22 protein-coding genes are annotated in these 20,903 nt (G+C 59.0%); 7 read left to right on the top strand and 15 right to left on the bottom strand.

Translation table 11 applies throughout. The features are described 5' to 3' along the window. Positions 1-33: 33 nt before the first annotated feature. The 4 genes from ACWKWM_RS00755 to ACWKWM_RS00740 all read right to left on the bottom strand — a co-directional run bounded on the left by ACWKWM_RS00755 (position 34) and on the right by ACWKWM_RS00740 (position 4,137). Positions 34-621 (bottom strand): cysteine hydrolase family protein, encoded by a 588-nt coding sequence (locus ACWKWM_RS00755; RefSeq protein WP_483844593.1) that lies wholly within the window; start codon positions 619-621, stop codon positions 34-36. A gap of 263 nt (positions 622-884) precedes the next feature. Further along, entirely contained in the window at positions 885-1,511 is a 627-nt protein-coding gene (locus ACWKWM_RS00750; RefSeq protein WP_483844289.1) for a LysE family transporter, read from the bottom strand. A gap of 116 nt (positions 1,512-1,627) precedes the next feature. Then, positions 1,628-2,227, bottom strand: coding sequence for a mechanosensitive ion channel domain-containing protein (locus ACWKWM_RS00745; RefSeq protein ID WP_483844288.1), 600 nt, complete (start codon positions 2,225-2,227; stop codon positions 1,628-1,630). After that, on the bottom strand, positions 2,227-4,137 hold the full coding sequence (locus ACWKWM_RS00740; protein ID WP_483844287.1) for an ATP-binding cassette domain-containing protein: 1,911 nt from the start codon (positions 4,135-4,137) through the stop codon (positions 2,227-2,229). The genes ACWKWM_RS00745 and ACWKWM_RS00740 overlap by 1 nt, the downstream gene beginning before the upstream one ends. A gap of 46 nt (positions 4,138-4,183) precedes the next feature. Here ACWKWM_RS00740 and ACWKWM_RS00735 point away from each other — a divergent pair, with 46 nt between their 5' ends. Continuing rightward, a complete protein-coding gene (locus tag ACWKWM_RS00735; RefSeq protein ID WP_483844286.1) occupies positions 4,184-4,648 on the top strand; it encodes a TIGR02444 family protein in 465 nt (154 codons plus the stop codon). Here the strand turns inward: ACWKWM_RS00735 and ACWKWM_RS00730 are convergent. Next, complete coding sequence (locus ACWKWM_RS00730) at positions 4,645-5,682, bottom strand: AlgP family protein (protein ID WP_483844285.1); 1,038 nt, start codon at positions 5,680-5,682, stop codon at positions 4,645-4,647. The two genes, ACWKWM_RS00735 and ACWKWM_RS00730, sit on opposite strands and share 4 nt — an antisense overlap. Positions 5,683-5,862: 180 nt before the next feature. Between ACWKWM_RS00730 and ACWKWM_RS00725 the strand changes: the two genes are divergently transcribed. Then, entirely contained in the window at positions 5,863-6,540 is a 678-nt protein-coding gene (locus ACWKWM_RS00725) for an FKBP-type peptidyl-prolyl cis-trans isomerase (protein ID WP_483844284.1), read from the top strand. A 90-nt stretch (positions 6,541-6,630) separates the two neighbouring features. On the opposite strand, the gene rsd is transcribed toward ACWKWM_RS00725, so the two are convergent. From rsd to ACWKWM_RS00685, 8 genes are all read right to left on the bottom strand, one after another. Then, on the bottom strand, positions 6,631-7,110 hold the full coding sequence (rsd, locus tag ACWKWM_RS00720; RefSeq protein WP_483844283.1) for a sigma D regulator: 480 nt from the start codon (positions 7,108-7,110) through the stop codon (positions 6,631-6,633). Positions 7,111-7,295: 185 nt separating this feature from the next. Beyond that, positions 7,296-7,823 carry a disulfide bond formation protein B gene (locus tag ACWKWM_RS00715; protein ID WP_483844282.1) on the bottom strand — a complete coding sequence of 176 codons (528 nt, stop codon included), beginning with the start codon at positions 7,821-7,823 and terminating at the stop codon, positions 7,296-7,298. Between the two features lie 248 nt (positions 7,824-8,071). Then, complete coding sequence (locus tag ACWKWM_RS00710; protein ID WP_483844281.1) at positions 8,072-9,319, bottom strand: heme biosynthesis HemY N-terminal domain-containing protein; 1,248 nt, start codon at positions 9,317-9,319, stop codon at positions 8,072-8,074. Next, a complete protein-coding gene (locus ACWKWM_RS00705) occupies positions 9,316-10,479 on the bottom strand; it encodes a uroporphyrinogen-III C-methyltransferase (RefSeq protein WP_483844280.1) in 1,164 nt (387 codons plus the stop codon). The genes ACWKWM_RS00710 and ACWKWM_RS00705 overlap by 4 nt, the downstream gene beginning before the upstream one ends. 51 nt (positions 10,480-10,530) lie before the next feature. Then, positions 10,531-11,304, bottom strand: coding sequence for a uroporphyrinogen-III synthase (locus ACWKWM_RS00700; RefSeq protein WP_483844279.1), 774 nt, complete (start codon positions 11,302-11,304; stop codon positions 10,531-10,533). Then, positions 11,301-12,242: a hydroxymethylbilane synthase gene (gene hemC, locus ACWKWM_RS00695; RefSeq protein WP_483844278.1), complete on the bottom strand. Its 942-nt coding sequence runs from the start codon at positions 12,240-12,242 to the stop codon at positions 11,301-11,303. Before hemC ends, ACWKWM_RS00700 begins: the two co-directional genes overlap by 4 nt. A gap of 273 nt (positions 12,243-12,515) precedes the next feature. Continuing rightward, the gene (locus tag ACWKWM_RS00690) at positions 12,516-13,262 is read right to left on the bottom strand and encodes a LytR/AlgR family response regulator transcription factor (protein ID WP_483844277.1); all 747 of its coding nucleotides are present in this window, start codon (positions 13,260-13,262) and stop codon (positions 12,516-12,518) included. Then, a complete protein-coding gene (locus ACWKWM_RS00685; RefSeq protein ID WP_483844276.1) occupies positions 13,259-14,341 on the bottom strand; it encodes a sensor histidine kinase in 1,083 nt (360 codons plus the stop codon). Before ACWKWM_RS00685 ends, ACWKWM_RS00690 begins: the two co-directional genes overlap by 4 nt. Before the next feature lie 146 nt (positions 14,342-14,487). Here ACWKWM_RS00685 and argH point away from each other — a divergent pair, with 146 nt between their 5' ends. The 4 genes from argH (at position 14,488) to ACWKWM_RS00665 (ending at position 19,778) form a co-directional block, all read left to right on the top strand. Beyond that, positions 14,488-15,882 (top strand): argininosuccinate lyase, encoded by a 1,395-nt coding sequence (argH, locus tag ACWKWM_RS00680; RefSeq protein WP_483844275.1) that lies wholly within the window; start codon positions 14,488-14,490, stop codon positions 15,880-15,882. 63 nt (positions 15,883-15,945) lie between these two features. Beyond that, positions 15,946-16,245: a hypothetical protein gene (locus ACWKWM_RS00675; protein ID WP_483844274.1), complete on the top strand. Its 300-nt coding sequence runs from the start codon at positions 15,946-15,948 to the stop codon at positions 16,243-16,245. Positions 16,246-16,483: 238 nt separating this feature from the next. Next, the gene (locus ACWKWM_RS00670) at positions 16,484-16,732 is read left to right on the top strand and encodes a TIGR02647 family protein (protein WP_483844273.1); all 249 of its coding nucleotides are present in this window, start codon (positions 16,484-16,486) and stop codon (positions 16,730-16,732) included. Positions 16,733-16,928: 196 nt separating this feature from the next. Next, positions 16,929-19,778, top strand: coding sequence for a class I adenylate cyclase (locus ACWKWM_RS00665; protein WP_483844272.1), 2,850 nt, complete (start codon positions 16,929-16,931; stop codon positions 19,776-19,778). A 147-nt stretch (positions 19,779-19,925) separates the two neighbouring features. Here the strand turns inward: ACWKWM_RS00665 and ACWKWM_RS00660 are convergent, their stop codons facing one another. Next, complete coding sequence (locus ACWKWM_RS00660; protein WP_483844271.1) at positions 19,926-20,156, bottom strand: DUF1289 domain-containing protein; 231 nt, start codon at positions 20,154-20,156, stop codon at positions 19,926-19,928. A gap of 2 nt (positions 20,157-20,158) precedes the next feature. Next, on the bottom strand, positions 20,159-20,500 hold the full coding sequence (cyaY, locus tag ACWKWM_RS00655; protein WP_483844270.1) for an iron donor protein CyaY: 342 nt from the start codon (positions 20,498-20,500) through the stop codon (positions 20,159-20,161). Between the two features lie 238 nt (positions 20,501-20,738). Here cyaY and lptM point away from each other — a divergent pair, with 238 nt between their 5' ends. Beyond that, positions 20,739-20,903 carry an LPS translocon maturation chaperone LptM gene (gene lptM / locus ACWKWM_RS00650; protein ID WP_349797959.1) on the top strand — a complete coding sequence of 55 codons (165 nt, stop codon included), beginning with the start codon at positions 20,739-20,741 and terminating at the stop codon, positions 20,901-20,903.

The raw sequence follows: 20,903 nt of genomic DNA, 5'->3' as shown, positions 1-20,903 counted from the left end.
AAGTAGCCTGCCCTGCAGCAGGCCGATTAATGATCAGCGCGTGGGCAGTGCGATGATCTGGTCGGTCGTCAGCACGTCACCGAACGTGTCTTCGATTTCGGCGAGAGCGGCACGATGGAGCTCATCCTTGCTCACGGTCTGGCCGCCGACACGAGTGATCGCACGCGTCGCGGCGGCGTCGGATGCTACCACGACGTTGTACCCAGCCGGCGCTGCGTCCCGTGCCGCGCCGGCGACACAGGCGTGGGTCATAAGCCCGGAAATGATCAACGTTTTGACCTTGGCCTTCTTCAGACGGGCGTCCAGATCGGTCCCCACAAAGGCGCTGACATTGCTTTTCTGAACCACCACGTCCCCCGCTCGAGGCTGCATCAGCGGGTGAAACTTCACGCCCTCTCCCCCCAGAGCAAATACTGCGGACCCAGCTGGCGCCACATGCTGCACATGATAGACAGCGATCCTGCTGTGGTCGGCGAACTCAATCAGTCGCCGGGTATTTTTCAATGCCTGCATCCCGTCGTCGATGGGCATGCGTCCGCTGAAATACTCGTTCTGGAAGTCGATCACCAGTAATGCGGTACTGGCCGGGTCGAAACGTGTGATGGGTGTGGCGCCGGACATGGCGCGAATGGTCGGATGAGCCTCAAGGGTGGCTTCTGTACCCAGCGACAGCTGCGCGCTGGTCAGGCCGACGCTGGCGACAATGGCCTTGAGTAACCAGGAGAGAGGACGAACGCGAGGCGCGCTGTACGTTGCGAGTGAAAACACAGGGAAACCTTCCAGGTAATAGTCAGGATGAGTGACCAGTCTAGGAAGACCAACCTGTCGCAACAACGCACCTGCCGGCACAACTTCTGTGCAGATACCGCACAATCATGACCGGCTCACGCGCGGTGCAATGTCGCCAAAAACGCCGCTGCGCTGACGAACAACCCGGCAAACGTGCGATTCATCCGGCGTTGCTGCTTGGGTGTTTTCAGAGCACGCAGTACTTTAGACGCCAGCCCCGTGTAGCCGGCCATGACAATAAGGTCAACGCTGACCATGGTCGCCATGATGATTGCGTACTGCGGCACCAGCGGCAGGTGGGTGTCAATGAACTGCGGGAGGATCGCCAGCATGAACACCAGCGCCTTGGGGTTGCTGATGTTCACCAGAAAACCGCGCGCTATCAGCGCCAGCGGCTTGCCGATCGGGCGGATGGTAGCGTCATCGGCCATGTCGCTCGGTAACGCGCGCCACTGCTTGATGCCCAGATAAACCAGATAAGCCACACCGAACCATTTGATCAGGGTGAAGGCCAACGCCGAGGTTGCCAACACTGCGCCGAGACCTGCGGCAACTACTGCGATCTGAACGATAAGCGCGAGCTGCAGGCCAATCGCATTCCAATAGCCACGCCAGAAACCGTACTGCAGGCCACTGGACATCGATGCGATTGCACCCGCGCCCGGCGAAATACTGATGATCCAGCACGCCGCGAAAAAAGCCAGCCACGTTTCGAGCGACATCACACACCTCAGGCAGCGAAAAAACAGGCACCTAACCTAGTATTTCCGTTGACCGAAAACCAATGATTTCTAACTGTTGCGGTGATATGGGCTGAAACTGTGTGCCAAGGCGCAAATCAACGCTGAGGCTGATCAAGAACGCGCTTCTCGCCCGTGACAAAGGGCAGCGCGTCGCTACCTCGCCAGCGGCGAATCGATTTCTGAAAGAACTGGCTGTTGGGCACTTGAACCAGTGCGCCGCCCAATTCCGCAGGCTCGATAAGGGTCGTGAACATCAGGTTGATCGCCGTAACCCGGCCCTTGATGCCGGGCTTGTCGGTAGTGTCGACCAGCTCGACTACGTCACCGATGCGAAACGGCCCGATGGTGAAGATGAACACCGCGCACAATAGGTTCGACAGCACGCTCCACATGGCGAAAAAAGCCACCGCCGCCACTGCAACGAATCCGGACAGTGCAGCCCACAGCACAGCAGCTGAAACCCCCAGACGCCCCAGCACAGCCACGAACGCGCTGCCCATGATCAACCAGCGCAAGCCGCCACGCAGCAACACCAATAGCTCAGGGGGAAATGGATAACGCTCGCCGAGTCGCGTGAGGAAGCGCCCTACAAGACGCTGCGATACGTAGCCTGCCAACAGGATCAGCAGGATCTGCAGCCCAAGCAAAATGGGCTCCACCCAGTAAGCCGGGACCGGCAGTGCCAACGACTCCATCAGGACAACGCTTCCAGCTCGGCCTGCATCGATTCCAGCAATTCCAGTGCAGCCATCCAGGCGTCTTCGAGTTCGCCTTCGCGGACCTTCAGCTTGGCTTGTTCAGCCAGCGTGTCGCGCAGCTTGTCTTTGTTGGCTGCTTCGTAAATGTCACTGTCACCCAGCGCAGTCTCGATTTTCGCAAGCTTCTCGTGCAGCGTGCCCAGGTCTTTTTCCAGTTTGTCGGCTTCACGCTTGTGCGGTGCCAGTTGTTGACGCAACGCGGCGGCCTGCTGACGCTGGGCTTTCTTGTCGGTCTTGTCGACGTTCACCGGGGTGTTGCTGACCGGTGCATTGCGCAGCCGGTAATCCACCAGCCAGCGCGCGTAGTCGTCCAGGTCGCCGTCGAATTCCTGCACCACGCCATCGGCCACCAGCAGGAAGTCATCGGTGGTGCTCTTGAGCAAATGACGATCGTGAGAAACCACCAGCACCGCGCCACTGAATTCCTGAAGCGCCATGGTCAGCGCCAGACGCATCTCGAGATCAAGGTGGTTGGTGGGTTCGTCGAGCAGCAGCAGGTTGGGTTTGTCCCATGCGATCAGCGCCAATGCCAGACGCGCCTTTTCACCACCGGAGAAATTCAGCACCGGCTCGTCCAGTCGCGCACCGCGGAAATCAAAACCGCCGAGGAAATCGCGCAGGGTTTGTTCGCGTTCGATGGGCGCGATGCGCTGCAAGTGCAGCAACGGGCTGGCCTTGGAATCGAGAGAGTCGAGCTGATGCTGAGCGAAGTAACCGACGACGGTATTTTCGCCACGCACCATGCGCCCACTTAACGGCTCAAGCTCACCGGCGAGGTTTTTGATCAATGTGGACTTGCCCGCGCCGTTCGGCCCCAAAAGGCCAATGCGAGCGCCCGGCGTAAGCTGAAGCTTGACCTTCTGCAGGATCGTCACGTCGCCGTAACCCAGGCGCGCGTCGGACAAATCCAGCAGCGGGCTGGAAATCTTGCTGGATTCACGGAAGGTGAAATCGAACGGCGAATCGACGTGCGCCGCTGACAGCTCTTCCATGCGTTCCAAGGCCTTGATCCGGCTCTGGGCTTGCTTGGCCTTGGTGGCTTGAGCCTTGAAGCGCGCGATGAATTTCTCCATGTGCGCGCGCTGCGCCTGCTGCTTGTCGTAGGCCTGTTGTTGCTGCGCCAGACGTTCGGCACGGGCGCGCTCGAAGGCGCTGTAGCCGCCGCGATAGAGGGTGATTTTTTTCTGCTCGACGTGGGCGACGTGATCAACCACCGCGTCGAGAAAATCACGGTCGTGGGAGATGAGCAGCAACGTGCCGGGATAGCTCTTGAGCCAGTCTTCGAGCCAGAGAATGGCATCGAGGTCCAAGTGGTTGGTCGGCTCATCGAGCAGCAGCAGGTCCGAAGGGCACATCAACGCCTGCGCCAGATTCAAACGCATCCGCCAGCCGCCGGAGAAGTCACTGACCGGCCGTTCCATTTGCTCGTTGGTGAACCCCAAACCCGCCAGCAGTTTGCGAGCGCGGGCGTCTGCGGTGTAGCCGTCGGCGCTGTCGAGCTCCGAATGCATACGTGCCTGCGCAGCGCCGTCCTGGGTTTCTTCCGCCAGCGCCAGATCACGCTGGACCTGACGCAGACGGATATCGCCATCAAGCACGTAGTCGACCGCTTGGCGATCGAGTGTATCGATCTCCTGGCGCATGTGGGCAATACGCCAATCGGCAGGCAGCAGGCAATCGCCGGAATCCGGGGTCAGTTCACCCAGAAGCAATGCGAAGAGGCTGGATTTACCGGCGCCGTTGGCACCGATCAGACCGGCTTTCTGGCCGGCGTGCAGGGTCAGCTCGGCGTCTTCTAGCAGACGTTGCGGACCACGCTGTAAGGTAAGGCTTTGGATTCGGATCATAATGGCGGCGGAGTCTACCAGCTTCGTCCTGAACAGGTAGATGACTATGGCGTCACAACTCTGGAGTTTTACCCAGAATTTCTATGCCCGACCGGGTGTCGAGCAGGCGTGTATGACGCTACAAACAAGCGGCACCAACGTGTGTGCAGTGTTGTGCGGGGTGTGGCTGGGTCTAGAGGGCGTTGCCTTCACCAGGCAGCGGCAGGAGGAAATCAGACAATTGGCGGCGCCATGGCAGGAAGACGTCGTACGACCGCTGCGCGAATTACGTACGCGCTGGAAGGCGAAGTCGGTGGGCGACGAACAATGGAGGGTATTACGCGAGCAGCTCAAAGGGCTTGAACTGGATGCAGAGCGCGAGCTGTTGCTCAGGCTGGAAGCTTTGGCGCAAGACTGGCCGAAACAGCAGGCGTTGGACACTGATGCATGGCTCTTGGGGCTGGCGGGGGATGCCGCCGGTGACAACCACGACGCGCTGCGAACGCTGCGCGCCGTGGCTAGCTGCGCTTAGGAAGCGCTGCCCGATGTGGAACCGGTTGCAGGTGTTGCAGCGTTGGCTGGCGACGCTGCAGGTGTTGCTGACGTAGTAGCTGAAGCCGGTGCGGTCGCAGGTTTTGCTGCAGTGGCGGCCGGTGCAGCAGGTTTTGCTACAGGCTTGGCGGCTGGCTTGGCTGGCGCTTTGGCGGCCGCTGGCTTGGCAGCAGGTTTAGCTGCAATAGGCTTGGCAGCTGCTGGTTTGGCGGCTGCAGGTTTTGTAGCGGCTGGTTTAGCGGCTGGTTTGGCAGCTGCTTTAACCGGGGCTTTAACAGGAGGCTTGGTAGCGGCGCTGGCGGCTGGCGATTTAGCCGCAGGTTTTGCAGCGGCTTTTGGGGCGGGTGCCACTTTGGCCGCAGGCTTGGCTGGCGACTTTGCCGTCGCAGGCACTTTGGCAGCAACCGGCGCTTTAGCAGCCGGTTTTGCAGCGGGCTTGCTGGCAGCTTTGGCCATTTGCGCTTTGGCGGCTGCGGGTTTCGCAGCAGCTTTGGCGACAGGCTTGGCTGCGGCTTTGGTGGCGGCGGTTTTGGCTGGTGCTTTCGCAGGGGCTTTGGCGGCAGGCTTGGCGATCGCTTTAGCAGGAGTCGCTTTCACAGCGGCAGGTTTTGCAGCGCGATCACTCAGCGCTTTGCCAACGGCTTCCTTAACACGACCTACGCCCTGCGCCAACTTCAGGCTTTCCTGGGCATCACGCTTGAGATTAAGGATGTAAGAACGGGTTTCGGTCTGACGATCTTTCAGGGCATCGAGCAGCGCTTCGAGCTCGGCAACACCGTCTTTGGCCTTGGACTGTGCCTTGGCTTTTCCTGCGGTCGCAGCGGCTTGCAGCTTGGTGCGCGACTTGTGCAATTTTTCCTGTGCCTTGCCGCGTTGTTTTTCAAGCTTGGCGAGCAATTTCTCGGCGTCAGCCAAAGCTTGAGAGCAGGCATTTTCAAGGTGTTCGAGCAAACTGCTGGACAGTTGTTGGAGCAAATGCAACGGGGTATTTACTGGCTTCTTTTTGGCCGACATGACTTACCTCCTGGCTGATTTGAATGCGGCTCATACTAGACCTCTGCCCGCACCGCCGCTAGGGCATCTTGACACTGCAAACCCCAGTCTGTTGCACATCGCCGAAAATCCCTGCATATCCCCATCACATTCGCTACGCGGCGCTGGCATAATCCCCACTTCCCAGGCCGGAGAGCATTCATGTCGCGCTACCTGTTAACGTCGTTGTTATTCTTGCTACCCCTCGCGCACGCAGCCGATGCTCCCACCACTGACAACGCCCACGACCTGGCGTACAGCTTGGGAGCAAGCCTGGGTGAGCGTCTGCGTCAGGAGGCGCCAGATCTTCAACTCCCCGCGCTGATCGATGGCCTGCAGCAGGCGTATCAAAACAAACCGTTGGCGATCAAGCAGGAGCGCATCGAGCAAATCCTCAGCGATCACGATGCGGCAGTCGCCCAGGCAGAAACCTCAGGTCAGTCCGAACCACAGACTGAGGCAGCGCTGAAAGAAGAACGCCATTTCATGGATATCCAGAAAGCCAAGCCGGGCGTACGTGTTTTGGCAGACGGCGTTCTGATGACTGAGCTGACACCGGGCACCGGACCCAAACCAGACATCAACGGCCGGGCGCAGGTCAAGTATGTCGGCCGTTTGCCTGACGGTACTGTCTTCGATCAGAGCGCAACCCCTGTATGGTTTCGCCTCGACAGCGTTATCGCGGGTTGGACTACAGCTTTGCAGGAAATGCCCGTCGGCGCGAAATGGCATCTGGTGATCCCATCGGCGCAGGCTTACGGCGCAGAAGGGGCCGGCGATTTGATCGATCCCTACACACCGCTGGTATTCGATATCGAGCTGATTTCGGTTTCTCAATGAGGTCGACGTGGGCCGCAGATTCCTGAAGATCAGCCACAAAAAAAGGGTGCCTTGAGGCACCCTTTTATTGCACTGAAACACGTTAGGCGATCACGCCTGAACAGCAGCATCCTGTTCTTTATGTGCGTTGTGCAGCACTTCGATCAGGCAATCTTCGAGCTCGAAACGCTCGTGCAGCAACCCGCCCAGAGCGTTGAACTCTGCCGCGACCGATGAACAATCAGAGACATCGCCCTTGTCGCACCGATCATTGAACGCCAACGCTGTAGCGGTAATAGCGTTCAGCCGTGGGTAAATGGTTGTGTCCGCCCATTCCAGACTGCGTTCGTCATTGAACGCTTTGGCTTCACTGTTCAGTTGCTCGTAAATTTCGAAGTGCCCGGCGGAGACGTAGTCGACCAGCAATTCGCAAAATGTCTGCAATCCCTTTCGATCGGCCGCCAAGGCTTCAGGCGTATCGCCAAGTGCATCGTAGGACCGGATCAGCTCGCTGCGTTCCAGCAACCAACGATCGATCAGCTTGTGAACCCCACCCCAGCGTTCCTGAGCATTCTGACAACTTTCCAGCATGATGTTCTCTCTTCCCTTCAGGGGCATGCTGCCTGTAATCGAATTGACGATGCGGCCTGCAAGCGCAGAAAAACCGGATCCAAAACACGTCGACAGCAGCAATATTCCAATAACGCGTGCGGGTCAGATTATGCCCGCACGACTGGGCCTTCAAGGTACGCAGGAGATAAAGTTCATACAAGCGTTTAATCCCCGGGACCCGGCGCCATTGATCCAAAGCGCCGAAATTCGATGAAAAGGTAACGCAGTGCAAACACGCTCAAGCCCGCGAACGCCAGTAGGCTCCACTCCGGAATGCTAAGGCCAACAAATGACCAAGTGATTTCAGAGCAGCCCGCATGGCCGTACAACACCAGGCTCAGCACCTTCAGGTAAGGCTGGGTATCGAGTAGATATTGCAGATTAGCCAGGCAGGACGCCATGTCTTCGGGGGGCGAGGCTTGGAGAAACACTTGTCTGGCTGCAACCGCCGCCCCACAAGCCGAAACCAGCAGCATAAACGCCGAATACACCCGCCAGCCCTGCTTGCCCGGACAGTGCAAAACCGCGAGCAGGCAGATCAGGCCATAAACGGCATAGAGAGAGCGCTGCACCAGGCACAGCGGACTTAACGAGGGTCCGAGTTGATACTCAAGATAGACAGCCGTACCCAAGAAAGATGAGCAGGCAATAAACACCAGAAGGAATGAGATGCGAAGCCGAGCCAAGTGCATGGAAAATCCGTGACAAAGGACGTGGGCAGTTACGGTAGAGGAAAGCGCACATTCGTTTCAAGGCGGCGGACCACGGATATTTCCCTGTTTAAGTAAGGACTTACCGACCCCTGACAACCGAATTTATACAAACCTGTTTAAGACAGATCCGCAGGAGTTCGACAATCAGGGAAAGCTCCTACCCCTATGCGAGGCGAAAACGAAAAAAGACCCCAGAAAGGTCTTTTTTCAACAACGGTTTAACAGACTCAGACACTGCTCAACATGGGCAGTGGTCGCGCCAGCAAGCGCTCGTCGAGCAGCCCCAGACCTTCTTGGAACAGCTGATTGCTGCGGTCTGTCTCCCCCAGCTGCGCCAGCAGCCTGGCAAGCTCCGCACACGCTTCCGGATTGCGTTGAACACGCAAGCTTGCTTCCAGATAGTCACGCGCCTTGCCCCATAGACTGCTTTGCAAGCACAGCCGACCCAGGGTCAATAGCAGCCCCGGATCATCAGGATGATTTTTGAGCCAACCTTCTGCCGTCTGCAGCTGCCTCGCAGGATCGCTGCCACGCACCAAGCCGTAAAGGCGTGCGAGGTGGGTGTTGTAATCGCGCTTCATGCACGCGCGCAGTGCCTCTTCGGCTTGCGCATCAGCGCCCAGTCGACGCAACTGCTCGGCATAAGCCAAAACCAACGCGGGCTCCTGACGCTGAGCTGAGCTCAGTTGCTGCCAGGCCATATCCAGCGCTGGCAGCCCGGTAAGGTCTGCCTCCCCAGTCTGCTCGCGGTAAGCAGCAAGGGACAGATTCTCACCCCATGCTCGCCGTTCAAGTTCGGCCAATTCCTGCGCAGGCAGCACCTTGTCTTTGCGCAGTTCGGGCATCAGGCGAATAACCTCTGACCATTCGCCGCGCTGTCGATACAGGCGCTGCAACTGCCTCAACACTTGCGCGTTGTGGGGATGACGTTGCTGCATGTCCTGCAATGTAACAAGGGCGCCATCGCTGTCGCCGCGGTCCACTTGCAGTTGTGCGTGGTTCAAAGCGATGGCCAATTCAGCCTGCGGCTGACGCTCAAGCGCGCGCTCAAGCAGCGCGTCACTGTCCTCGTAACGACCTTGCTCGTTGGCGGCACGGGCAGCGCCCAGGTAGTAAAGCAGCGGTTGACGCTCAGCTTCGGCAGCGCGATGCAGATGGCGTTGCGCACTGGCCCAGCGACCTTCTGCCAAATCCAGCTGACCCTGCTCAATCGCCGTTTGAACACGACGGCTGCGATTGCGATTGGACCACGGATTGACTACCCCGCTGGACGCCATGACCAGCCCAAGCAATGCGCGGACCAGCCACACCACTAACCAGACAGCCACCAGCAATGCCAGCATGGCCCAGAGACTGGACTCGTAGCGGAAGCTGTCATAAGAAATCAGCACATAACCCGCGTGCTCGGAAATGGCGAGACCGACCAGCGCGGCGACGACAATGACCGCGAACACAATTAGATAGGCGCGCTTCATTGGCGAGTCTCCTGCTGCGCCTCATTGCCCTGTTTGTCCAATGCGCCGCCGACGGGAGTGTGACGTTGCTCAAGATAGGCCTGCACTGCGCTCAGACTCGGCGCCAGATCCGGCGTCACGACGGCGACAGGCTGTTTGGACAGCGCCTCGATCTGCGTACCAATGGCTTTGCTCTGCGGATTGTCCTGATTGAAGTTGCTGTCCAATACGCTCTTGGCTTCAGCCATTGCTTTGGCATAGACCGGCGCCTCGCCGTTAAGCGCCGCCCACTGCGCCTGCTCCAGCGCAAGACTCAGCGCCAGTCGCACTTGGGTCAGGCTTTGCCCGGCCAGCAGTGGTCTTACGCTTTTATCGGCGTTGAAATCGATACGAATGAAACGGGAAATCTGATCCCACCACTTTGCCCAGTAGGTATCTTCGCTGCCATCGGTAAGGCCGAACAGTGATTGACCGTCGTCCTTGTACTCAGGCGCCAGCGCATTGAGGGCGATAGCCTGCTCGCGCACAGCGGCCAGTTGTAGAAACAAGCCGGTACGATCCGGCTGATCGACGCTGCGCAAAGCGGCAAGGCTTTTGGCTAGCTGTTCGCGGGCGGCATAAGCGCCGGGGTCGTCTTGCTCACGGAGAATCTCGTCGGCACCTTCAACCAGTGCGTGAGCGCTGTTAATGTCTTGCAGCGCAGACAGCCGCAGGCTGGCCAAACGAAGCAAGTGCTCGGCTTCGGCCAGGCGCCAGTCTTTGCGGCTAGCGCCCAACACGGTTTCAACTCGCTGGCTCAAGCGCTGCTGATCGCCCTGAAGCTGGGTGACCAGACGGCGGCGCTCTTCGAGCTCATCTGCGGCAGGCAACTGCGCCAGACGCGCACTGAAAGCCTGCTGGTCCTGCTTGAGGGCTTGCTGGTCCTGTTTAAGGACCTGGGTTTGCGAACCCACATCCTGCAACTGACCGGACTGTTGCTGATTGCCATTCTGGATCGCCCGTAACTGCCAGACACTCCAGCCGCCGACTGCGACACCCGCTGCACCCAGCAACAACGCCAGAATCACTAATCCATTGCTGCGTTTACCCGAAGGCTCTCTGTACGCTGGATCCGGGACCACCTCTGGATTGTGGGTAAGTACCGGTTCAACGTCATCTTTAGGCAAGAGTGTCTCGCTCACGTATCCATCCTTTGCATTTGGGCGCCATCGCGTCGTACGACTCGTCGATTTTTACGCCTGGGAGGCGGGCTCGGGTTGTTCCCCCAGCGCCGCCAGCAAGGCCGCGGCATTCGCGCCACGGCAATCCACTACATTACTGGCCCCTTCGGCACGCGCTGACTCAGCGACCCGGGGGCTTGGCACGAATAAAGGCAATTGCGAAAGCTGCGGCCAAAAATCGCCCGCTAACTGACGCAAGTGCTCAAAACCTTGTCCACTGCTGACCACCAGCCCGTTCAAGCGTTCCGCCCGAACACGCTCGGGCAGCGCTAATGCCGCGTATTGCGGCAGGTTGCGACGGTAAAGCGGCAGATAATCGACACTAACACCCTGCTCGCGCAAGCGCTGAGCCAACAACTCGCGCCCGCCCTCTCCACGCATGATCAACACCTTGGGATCGTGACCGGCGATGGCCTGCTGAAACCTAGGCAACTGGAGCAGCGCTTCACTGTCGTCACCCTCCTGCGGAAAACTCACGCTCAAGCCGTAATCATCAAGCAGCTTCGCAGTACCTGCGCCAACCGTGAACCATTGCTGGATCGGCGGCTGGGGCCAGATCTCGTCAAGCATCTCCAAGCCCAGACGTGCAGCCGGTTTGCTGACCACGATAACGGCGCAATATTGGTGCAGCTTGTAGATGATTGACTGGATTTCGGGAGTCACCGGCAACGGCTCAATTTCTAGCAGCGGCAGGCTTGAGCTGAACACTCCGGCGTCGGCCAGCACCTGAGCAAGCGCCTGGCATTCATCCTTCGGACGAGTCAGCAGCAAGCGCCAATTACTCACTCCTCGTCCGCCTCGCCATACACCGCTTTGAGAATCTTAGCGGCGCCTTGGGCCAACAGTGCTTCGGCTACCTGGACGCCTAACGCTTGGGCATCGACCTGCGGCGCGCGCGCATCGGCGTGCAGCAAAATGGCCCCAGACGGGTCGCCCACCAAGCCACGAAGCCAGAGCTGCTCGCCTTCAAGCACGGCATAGCACGCAATCGGCACCTGACAGCCGCCGTTGAGATGCTTGTTCAGCGCGCGCTCGGCTGTCACGCGGACGGCCGTGTCGTCGTGATGCAGCGGGGCCAGCAAAGCATGCAACTCGGTATCGATGCTGCGGCACTCGATGCCCACTGCACCTTGCCCGCCCGCTGGCAGACTGTCCTGCACGCTAATGGGAGCAGTAATGCGGTCTTCAAAGCCAAGACGAATCAACCCGGCGGCCGCCAAAATGATCGCGTCGTACTCACCCGCATCGAGCTTGGCCAGCCGAGTGTTGACGTTGCCACGCAGGAAATGGATGGTCAGATCAGGACGCCGCGCCAACAATTGCGCCTGACGGCGCAGGCTTGAAGTGCCGACGATACTGCCGGCAGGCAAAGCCTCAAGGCTCGGGTAGGCGTTGGAAACGAATGCATCGCGGGGGTCTTCGCGCTCGCAGATGCAGAACAGACCCAACCCTTGAGGGAAATCCATGGGCACGTCTTTCATGGAGTGCACGGCGATATCGGCTTCGTGCTCTAACAGCGCGGTTTCCAGCTCTTTGACGAACAGGCCCTTGCCGCCGATTTTGGACAGCGGGGAATCCAATAATTTGTCGCCCCGACTGACCATGGGCACCAGCGTCACCCGCAACCCCGGATGAGCCTCTTCCAGACGAGATTTGACGTATTCGGCCTGCCAGAGGGCCAGCGCGCTTTTGCGAGTAGCGATTCGGATTTCGCGAGAGGACATGAATCAATCCGTACTGAGTAATGCGGCGGATGATAGCAGCTCGGCCCCGCAGGGCCTCACTGCCGTCTTGAATCTGCGCGCATCATCATCTCAATTGAATGGCTGGCGCCATGCGGCACCGTGTCGCCTTCATCAAGTAGCGTAGCTCTTGTGGGAGGGAGCTTGCTCGCGAAATGCCGATGCATTCAATGCGATTTCAAGTGGTCGGAAAAAGCTTCGCGAGTAAGCTCCCTCCCACATGGATAGCCGAATGCCCGATAAACAATCAGAACTTCAGAGCTGCTGCATCATCTTGCGCACACCCGCCACATGCCGGCGGCTGACGATCAGTGCATCGCCGTTGAGGCCTTTGAGGAACAACTGAAAATGCCCCAGCGGCGTACGTTGCAGACGCTCGATGCGCTCGCGAGCCACTAGCGCGTTGCGGTGGATACGCACGAATCGGTCTCCGAATTCGTCCTCCAGCGCTTTCAACGGCTCGTCCAGCAAGACCTCGCCACCCTCGTGACGCAAGGTCACGTACTTGTGGTCAGCGATGAAATAGATGACATGGCTCAGCGGTATCAGCTCAATGCCCTTACGGGTGCGGGCGCTGATGTGACTGCGCGGGCCACTGCCGCTCTCGGCTGCCGGGCGAGTCATTGCGGCCAGCTGCACGCGATTGGGTCGCTCGGCTTTACGCAATGCATCCAACAAGCTTTCGGGCCGCACGGGTTTGACCAGATAACCCACCGCGCTGACTTGAAAGGCTTCCAGCGCAAACTCATCGTGCGCGGTGCAAAACACCACAGCAGGCGGGGTATCGCGCTCGCACAATTTTGCCGCCACCTGAAGGCCATCCAGGCCCGGCATGCGGATATCCAGTAACACTACGTCAGGCTTTAGGCTGTCGATCAAAGCCAACGCTTCTTCGCCATTGGTAGCGCTGGGTTCCAATACCCTATAGCCCTCAAGCTCGCCGATCATGCGACTCAGTCGCTCGCGGGCAAGGGGTTCGTCATCAACGATCAGGACATTCATATTGCTCTGGCTTCCTGCGTGAGTCTCGCACAAGGATAGCGTAGACAGGTGAAGTGACGACCGTCTCGGCGCTCCACGCTCAGACTGGCGAGAGGGCCAAAAAGTGCCGTGATTCGAGCTCCGATGTTTGCCAGGGCCTGCTGGGTACCGTTTGAAGTATGCCGCCCGGCCACTTCGTCGTAGGGATTACTGACACGCAATATGAATACCCCCCTTTCATAATCCGCTTCGACCCTGACGACTCCCCCCTCGACTCGAGGCGCAATGCCGTAGATCAACGCGTTTTCCAGTAATGGCTGCAAGGTTAGCTGGGGAATCGGCAAGTCGTCGGGAATTGCACTGACGTCCCAGTCCAACTGTAGACGCTCGCCAAGTCGATATTGCTCAATCGATAAATAACGTTTCGCCAATTCAAGCTCTTCGCGCCATGTGGTCAGGCTTCCAGGCTTACCCAGGCTGGCGCGAAACAGGTCGGACAAATCCAGCACCGCCTGCTCGGCCTTGATCGGGTCACTCCTGACCAGGCTCGCGATGCTGTTCAGCGTGTTGAACAGAAAGTGCGGCCGAATCCTTGCCTGAAGCGACTCGATCCGTGCGCGCAATTCCGCTTGCTGCTGTTTGCGCCACTGACTCTGCAGATAAAAGTAGCGCAGCATCAGCGCCGACATGATCACGGCAATCAACGAATAACGCACATAGCGCTCGATCATGCCATCCACCGCCAAATCACCGCTCAACTGGCAGTAATCGGCAACGGCGGTACACGCCAGCGTCACCCCCACCACGAGCATGCAACCCACAGCGCCGGCAACACCGGAATGCAAACGCGCAAGCCAGGGACGCAATCCGCACAACAGCGCAGCCGACAACAACACGATCCACTGCACGAACAGCGAGATCAACGCCATGCGCACCCAATCGAAACCCGGCCGCATGGGTTCGACCAGCACAAGCACCAGAACCAGCAACTGCGCCAGCACGACGAGCACCAGCAATGCCTGGGGCAAGCACAGTTCTGGTAGGAAAAACTCTTTGCCGGGCAAGCCGCTCTGGACCGGGTTGTTTCGCTGTGTTCGCATCGCTTCAGTCTCTGCGCTCGCACCCCCAAACGGCAAGCTGTCGGGGATAAAAAAACAGCAATGCTGTTATTATCGCCAGCGCCTTTTTCAAAATCGGCTTTCGTCATTTTTTCAGTACAGCAACCAGCAGAGCAGCGAGCGAATCCATGAGCACCGACAAGACCAATCAGTCCTGGGGCGGCCGCTTCAGTGAACCCGTCGACGCCTTCGTCGCGCGCTTCACCGCCTCCGTCACCTTCGACCAGCGCCTTTACCGCCACGACATCATGGGTTCCGTTGCCCACGCCACCATGCTGGCCAAAGTCGGCGTGCTGACTGATGCCGAACGCGACACCATCATTGATGGGTTGAAGACCATTCAAGGCGAGATCGAAGCCGGCCAATTCGACTGGCGTGTGGACCTGGAAGACGTACACATGAACATCGAAGCGCGTCTGACTGACCGTATCGGTGTCACCGGTAAAAAGCTGCACACCGGCCGCAGCCGTAATGACCAGGTCGCTACCGATATCCGCTTGTGGCTGCGCGATGAGATCGACCTGATCCTCGCCGAGATCACCCGCCTGCAACAGGGCCTGCTGGGCCTGGCCGAGCGCGAAGCTGGATCCATCATGCCGGGCTTCACTCACCTGCAGACCGCGCAACCAGTGACTTTCGGGCACCACATGCTGGCGTGGTTCGAAATGCTCAGCCGCGATTACGAGCGCCTGATCGACTGCCGAAAGCGCACCAACCGCATGCCGTTGGGCAGCGCTGCGCTGGCCGGCACCACCTACCCGATCGACCGCGAGCTGACCTGCCAACTGCTGGGTTTCGAAGCCGTCGGCGGCAACTCGCTGGACAGCGTTTCGGATCGCGACTTCGCCATCGAATTCTGCTCGGCCGCCAGCATTGCGATGATGCACCTGTCGCGTTTCTCCGAAGAGCTGGTGCTGTGGACCAGCGCGCAATTCCAGTTCATCGATCTGCCTGACCGCTTCTGCACCGGCAGCTCGATCATGCCGCAAAAGAAAAACCCTGATGTGCCAGAACTCGTTCGCGGCAAGAGTGGCCGGGTGTTCGGCGCGCTGATGGGCCTGCTGACCTTGATGAAGGGCCAGCCTTTGGCCTACAACAAGGACAATCAGGAAGACAAAGAGCCTCTGTTCGACGCCGCCGACACGCTGCGTGACTCCTTACGTGCCTTCGCTGACATGATTCCGGCGATCAAGCCCAAGCACGCGATCATGCGTGAAGCGGCACTGCGTGGTTTTTCTACTGCGACCGATCTCGCCGATTATCTGGTCCGCCGTGGCCTGCCGTTCCGTGACTGCCATGAAATCGTCGGCCATGCCGTTAAATACGGTGTGGACAGCGGTAAGGATCTGGCTGAAATGTCGCTGGAAGAACTGCGTCGCTTCAGCGATCAGATCGAACAGGACGTGTTCGCCGTGCTGACGCTGGAAGGTTCGGTCAATGCCCGAGACCACATTGGCGGCACCGCACCGAATCAGGTCAAGGCTGCTGTAGTGCGGGGTCAGGCGCTGCTCGCCGCTCGCTGAATATTCCCTTCAACTGCGCCGCCCGCAGGTGGCGCGGCTCTCTGACAAGACATCGAGACCCTCATGAGCGACACAATCGACAACGAAGAAGAAGACTTTGCCGAAGCGACGCTGACCGAAGCCATCGAAAATCAGATCGGAAGTGATAATCCGCCTGCCGCCAAAGCGACCTTCAACAAGCTGACCCTTGTGGGTTACGAGCGTGATGACATCCTTCAAATGATGGCTCACGTGCTTGCGGTAGAGATTGACGGCATCCTCAAGGACGACCGCCCGTTCGACACCCAATGGTATGAAACAGCGCTGCGCGCCCTGCCGGACATGCCGGACATGCCGCCAGGCGTGAAAATCGCCGACGAGTAAGAGAAGCAAAAAACTGTAGGAGCCAACTTGTTGGCGAGACGGCTCGATGCGGAGTCTCAGCCATGTCGCCTCGCGAACAAGTTCGCTCGTACAGGTCGTTTCATCACCTCGCAACATTCCCCCGGCAAATCCTCCAGACGCAACTACACTTGCAAACGTCCCGCTGCCGCTTGACCCACGGGGCTGTGTCGCCTGCGATTACCATCGCCCGTATCAACTAAAAAAGTCTGGAGCACCTATGTCGTTTACCCCTGAATTGGTTGCCGAACTGGAAATCCTGTCACTGTTCAACCTGGCCAACGTCCAGGAGGGACTAAAAGTCCATCACGTCGCCGCGCCTTCGGCGATTGCTGCTGCAAAAAGACTTCACGACAAAGGCCTGACGACTCAGGTCGATGGCGGTTACTTGACCAGCCTGGGGCTGGAGGCCGCCGAGCATGCACAGTCACTGCTGACGATTTTGGTCGTTTCCCAAGAAGCCGCCTGATCCAACCGGTCTCGCGAAACCTTCGCCCGGACGCGTGAAATAAAGGTTTCGCGACCCCTTCATTTTCAGGGAGCTGCGCCGATACAGGTTGGCGCCATCCAAGAACCATCAGCCGCTGAACAACATTCCAGCGCTGCACCTCTTGCTCGTCGCTCAACTCGCCCCCTTGCATTGCCGCTCGCCGGCCTGAGTCGCGATGAAGCGAAATTTCGAAATTCGACCGGATCTGGACGAAGGCATCGACCGAAAGGTGTTGACCCAGCTGCGTGCCCGCTTCCTGGCCCTTAACGAAGGGCGACTGGCCCGCGCCAACGAAGGGCTGTCGTCACGTCAGCAATCAGTGCTGACCCTGTTGCCGCTGTTCTTTCATGTCAATCACCCGCTGTTGCCGGGCTATGTGTCGGGTAGCACACCCGCTGGTGTTTCCAGCTACGAGCCAGATCCCCAGGCGCTTACCGAAGCCCAACGGCTGACTCGCTCGTTTTCCTACAAGCCCCGTCGCGGCACTGCACCAGACCCGATTCACGGCATCTTTCTGATGGGCAGCCTCGGCACCCTGGCTCAGGCCGATCAAAGCGACATGGACGTGTGGATCTGCCACGACTCGACGCTCTCGCCAGAGGCGCTGCAGGACCTGCGCAAGAAAAGCCACGCGCTAGAGATGTGGGCGGCGACGATGGGCGCAGAAGCGCATTTCTTTTTGATCAATCCTGAACGGTTTGTCCTGGGCGAGCGCGACGCGCAACTGAGTGGAGAAGACTGCGGCACTACCCAGCATTACCTGCTGCTCGATGAGTTTTATCGCACGGCCATCTGGCTGGCCGGGCGCACACCACTGTGGTGGCTGGTGCCGGTGTATGAGGAAGCGCGTTACAGCGAGTACGCGCACACGTTGCTGTCCAAGCGATTCATCCGCGCCGACGAAATCCTTGACCTGGGGAACATGGCGCACATCCCGCCCGGCGAATTCATCGGGGCCGGGCTCTGGCAGCTTTTCAAAGGCATCGAGGCGCCCTACAAGTCGGTGCTCAAGCTATTGCTGACCGAGGTTTATGCCAGCGAACACCCTCAGGTGCAGTGCCTGAGCATGCGTTTCAAGCAAGCGGTGTTCGCCAATCACGCCAATCTCGACGAACTTGATCCCTACATGATGGTTTATCGCCGGATCGAGGAATATCTGCGCGCACGCGGCGAGACCGAGCGCCTGGAACTGGTGCGCCGCAGCCTGTATTTGAAGATCAACAAGAAGCTCACCGGACCTTCCCGCACACGCAATCACAGTTGGCAGCGCGACTTGCTCGAACGACTGACGAAGGAGTGGAATTGGGACGAGCGTCAATTGGCGCTGCTCGACAGCCGCAGCCAGTGGAAAGTGAGGCAAGTGTCCAGCGAGCGCCGGGCGTTGGTCACTGAGCTCAATTTCAGCTACCGCTTTCTTACTCAGTTTGCGCGCACACAAAACGCGATCAGCTCGATCACCAAACGCGACCTGAACGTGCTCGGTCGCCGCCTGTATGCGACCTTCGAGCGCAAGGCCGGCAAGGTGGAATTCGTCAATCCGGGCATCGCACCGGATCTGGCAGAGGACACACTGACCTTGGTGCAGTCGCCCAACAAGCGCGAACCCGGCAAATACCAATGGGGCTTGTACAACGGTAATCTCGGCGTCCACGAGTGGGAGAATTTCACACCGATCAAGCGCAGCCGTGCGTTGGTGGAACTGCTCACTTGGTGCCATCGCAACAATGTGATCGACAGCACCACGCGCCTGGCGCTGCACCCCGGCACCAGCGATCTGACCGAATTCGAGCTGTTCCATTTGCAGGGCGCATTGCAGCAGAGCATCGTCCTTCCGCTGCAGCCCGCCAGCGAAGCGGCATTGTTGAGCCCAGGCATACCGAGCGAAATCCTGCTGCTGGTGAACGTCGGCGTCGATCCGCTCAAGCATCACAAGGACCTGAACATCCTGATGACCACCGAGCGCACGGACTCGCTGAGCTATGCCGGGGTCAAGGAGAACCTGGTACTGACGTTCGATCAGGTCACGCTCAACAGCTGGAATGAGGTGTTGGTCAATCGCTTCGACGGCCCGCACGCGCTGCTCGATTGCATGGCCGAGCTGCTCAACAGTTTTCCGTCCAACCGGCCAGCGCCCTCGGTGCGCGTGCGTTGCTTTTGCCACAACCGGGCGCCGGCGATCGCCCAACGGGTCGAGGAGTTGATCAACACCGCGCAACTGCTGCTCAAGCGAGGGCTCAATCACCGCTTTCTGATTCAGGTCGAGCAGCACTATCACGTGCTGGAAATCATTCCGGGGCAGGTCAGTCACGTTGCGCTCAACAGCCTGCCCGCCCTGCTGGATTACCTGAGCGAAGAGCTGCCGGCGTACAGTCCGCTGCACCTTGACCCTCATGCGCTGGATGACAGCGATCTGTCGCTGATCATTCCCCACGGGCAGCCGGAATGCGTGCAGGTGTTCTATCGCACCAGTGAGGCGCATGCCGACCTGTACGTGCTCGATGAATACAACGCTGTGTGGCATCAGCGCTTGCCATTTTACGACGAGTCGAGCCTGTTGCTGCCCTTGCAGCGCTTTCTGAGCTCGCTAATGTACCGGCGCGGGACAACGTTGCCGCTGGAAAATCCGCTTGATCCGCCATCCCTGGAAACCTTGTATTACCGGGTTTTGCCGGACGGCTCGGGGCGTGGGCGGCGGATTGAACAGCGTCAGGCACCCGCCGTGACCGCAGACAGAGCTTTCTATGACGTTCAGGCGATTGTTGAGCAAGCCTCGCCCGGTTTGGTGAGCGTGACGCTGTACTGCAACAGCAAAGAATTTTCCGAGCTGGAATTTGGTGAGCAACTGTTTGCCGTGGTGGTGCGGGAGATTCTCGACCGGCGTAGCGAGCCTGAACGCTATCGCTGCTACATCACGGACCTGGACCTGTCAGGCGTACTGAGCGATCAACGCGGGCAAACGATCCTGTTCCTGCGCTACAAAGCGCAACTGGAGAAGTCGTTGAACGAGGCGATGGATCAGGCTTGAGCCCGGATTGGGGTTCACACGTCCTGTAGGAGCTGCCGAGCAGCGCGAGGCTGCGATCCCGGTGTGTCAGGAGTACCGCATCGCAGCCTCGCTCGGCTCGTCAGCTCCTACAAAAGCAAGCGTTTGACGCAAGAATCAAAACGGTTGTCAGACCGCGTTTGCCCGCCGAACCTCGGACTCGGCCACGATCACCCGTCGACGCTCGTCGGTCGCGGCGCGCCATTCGCGGATGTCTTCGACGTGGCGATAGCAGCCGGTACAAACCTTGGCTTCATCGAGCCGGCATACGCTGATGCAGGGCGATTTCACCGCCGGGCTGACGTTGCTGAACAGGGGCTTGGGAGCGCGGGGCGGGTTGGCAGCAGCAGTGGCGGTCACGATCAATTTCCGTCGATGGGCTCAAAATCGATCTCGGCGCCAGCTTGGCTCTTGGCCAGGCGCTGAAGCATTTCGCCCAGCAATTCATCGCTCTTGTCGCACACCCAGCGCTTTCCTTCTTCGTCATAGTCGAAGTGAAAACCACCGGCCGGCGCAGCAAGCCACAGCTGACGCAGGGGCTCCTGACGACTGAAAATGAACTGCGTGCCGTTTTCGAATTTAACCGTCAGCACACCGGCCGAACTCTCAAGGTCCAGGTCCGGATCGGCCTCGTCGAAGATATCCTCAAGTTTCTCTTGGGTGGCATCGATCAGGTCGTGAAAGCGGGCTTCGGTCAAACTCATTGCGGGAACCTCGAAAGTGTCTACTGATGGCGCAGCGACGCAAGATACGGTCGCTCTGCAGCAATTGCAAAGCATACCCGCCCAATTGCGGGTCGGGGCGCCAAAAATCCGCACGATCACTGCACGATTCGCCGCCATCGCGTCAAAGCCCCGCCAGACGGGAAGTTCGGCGCATAGGCAATCTGTCGGGTGGTCGGTATACTCGGGCGCAATTAATGCTTATACAAAGGATTTCGCCATGAAGCGCCTGATCTCTTCCCTAGCTGCGCTCCTAGCGGTTGCGTGTCTTGTTACTGCCTGCGGTCAAAAAGGCCCGCTGTATCTGCCGGATGACGATGCGTCCAACGCCAGCAGCCCTGAAGCCAAGACCCACCCTGCCCCGCACAAGCACACGACCAACTAG

It is taken from the genome of Pseudomonas rosaeacicularis, assembly GCF_057128745.1.
The sequence above is the reverse complement of the archived record's forward strand: the minus strand, read 5'-3'. Positions and strand labels throughout refer to the sequence as shown.

Excerpts from the sequence above, each read along its gene's own strand:
- ACWKWM_RS00755 (WP_483844593.1), bottom strand. The coding sequence starts at position 621 with ATGTCCGGCGCCACACCCATCACACGTTTCGACCCGGCCAGTACCGCA.
- ACWKWM_RS00750 (WP_483844289.1), bottom strand. The coding sequence starts at position 1,511 with ATGTCGCTCGAAACGTGGCTGGCTTTTTTCGCGGCGTGCTGGATCATC.
- ACWKWM_RS00745 (WP_483844288.1), bottom strand. The coding sequence starts at position 2,227 with ATGGAGTCGTTGGCACTGCCGGTCCCGGCTTACTGGGTGGAGCCCATT.
- ACWKWM_RS00740 (WP_483844287.1), bottom strand. The coding sequence starts at position 4,137 with ATGATCCGAATCCAAAGCCTTACCTTACAGCGTGGTCCGCAACGTCTG.
- ACWKWM_RS00735 (WP_483844286.1), top strand. The coding sequence starts at position 4,184 with ATGGCGTCACAACTCTGGAGTTTTACCCAGAATTTCTATGCCCGACCG.
- ACWKWM_RS00730 (WP_483844285.1), bottom strand. The coding sequence starts at position 5,682 with ATGTCGGCCAAAAAGAAGCCAGTAAATACCCCGTTGCATTTGCTCCAA.
- ACWKWM_RS00725 (WP_483844284.1), top strand. The coding sequence starts at position 5,863 with ATGTCGCGCTACCTGTTAACGTCGTTGTTATTCTTGCTACCCCTCGCG.
- rsd (WP_483844283.1), bottom strand. The coding sequence starts at position 7,110 with ATGCTGGAAAGTTGTCAGAATGCTCAGGAACGCTGGGGTGGGGTTCAC.
- ACWKWM_RS00715 (WP_483844282.1), bottom strand. The coding sequence starts at position 7,823 with ATGCACTTGGCTCGGCTTCGCATCTCATTCCTTCTGGTGTTTATTGCC.
- ACWKWM_RS00710 (WP_483844281.1), bottom strand. The coding sequence starts at position 9,319 with ATGAAGCGCGCCTATCTAATTGTGTTCGCGGTCATTGTCGTCGCCGCG.
- hemC (WP_483844278.1), bottom strand. The coding sequence starts at position 12,242 with ATGTCCTCTCGCGAAATCCGAATCGCTACTCGCAAAAGCGCGCTGGCC.
- ACWKWM_RS00690 (WP_483844277.1), bottom strand. The coding sequence starts at position 13,262 with ATGAATGTCCTGATCGTTGATGACGAACCCCTTGCCCGCGAGCGACTG.
- ACWKWM_RS00685 (WP_483844276.1), bottom strand. The coding sequence starts at position 14,341 with ATGCGAACACAGCGAAACAACCCGGTCCAGAGCGGCTTGCCCGGCAAA.
- argH (WP_483844275.1), top strand. The coding sequence starts at position 14,488 with ATGAGCACCGACAAGACCAATCAGTCCTGGGGCGGCCGCTTCAGTGAA.
- ACWKWM_RS00675 (WP_483844274.1), top strand. The coding sequence starts at position 15,946 with ATGAGCGACACAATCGACAACGAAGAAGAAGACTTTGCCGAAGCGACG.
- ACWKWM_RS00670 (WP_483844273.1), top strand. The coding sequence starts at position 16,484 with ATGTCGTTTACCCCTGAATTGGTTGCCGAACTGGAAATCCTGTCACTG.
- ACWKWM_RS00665 (WP_483844272.1), top strand. The coding sequence starts at position 16,929 with ATGAAGCGAAATTTCGAAATTCGACCGGATCTGGACGAAGGCATCGAC.
- cyaY (WP_483844270.1), bottom strand. The coding sequence starts at position 20,500 with ATGAGTTTGACCGAAGCCCGCTTTCACGACCTGATCGATGCCACCCAA.
- lptM (WP_349797959.1), top strand. The coding sequence starts at position 20,739 with ATGAAGCGCCTGATCTCTTCCCTAGCTGCGCTCCTAGCGGTTGCGTGT.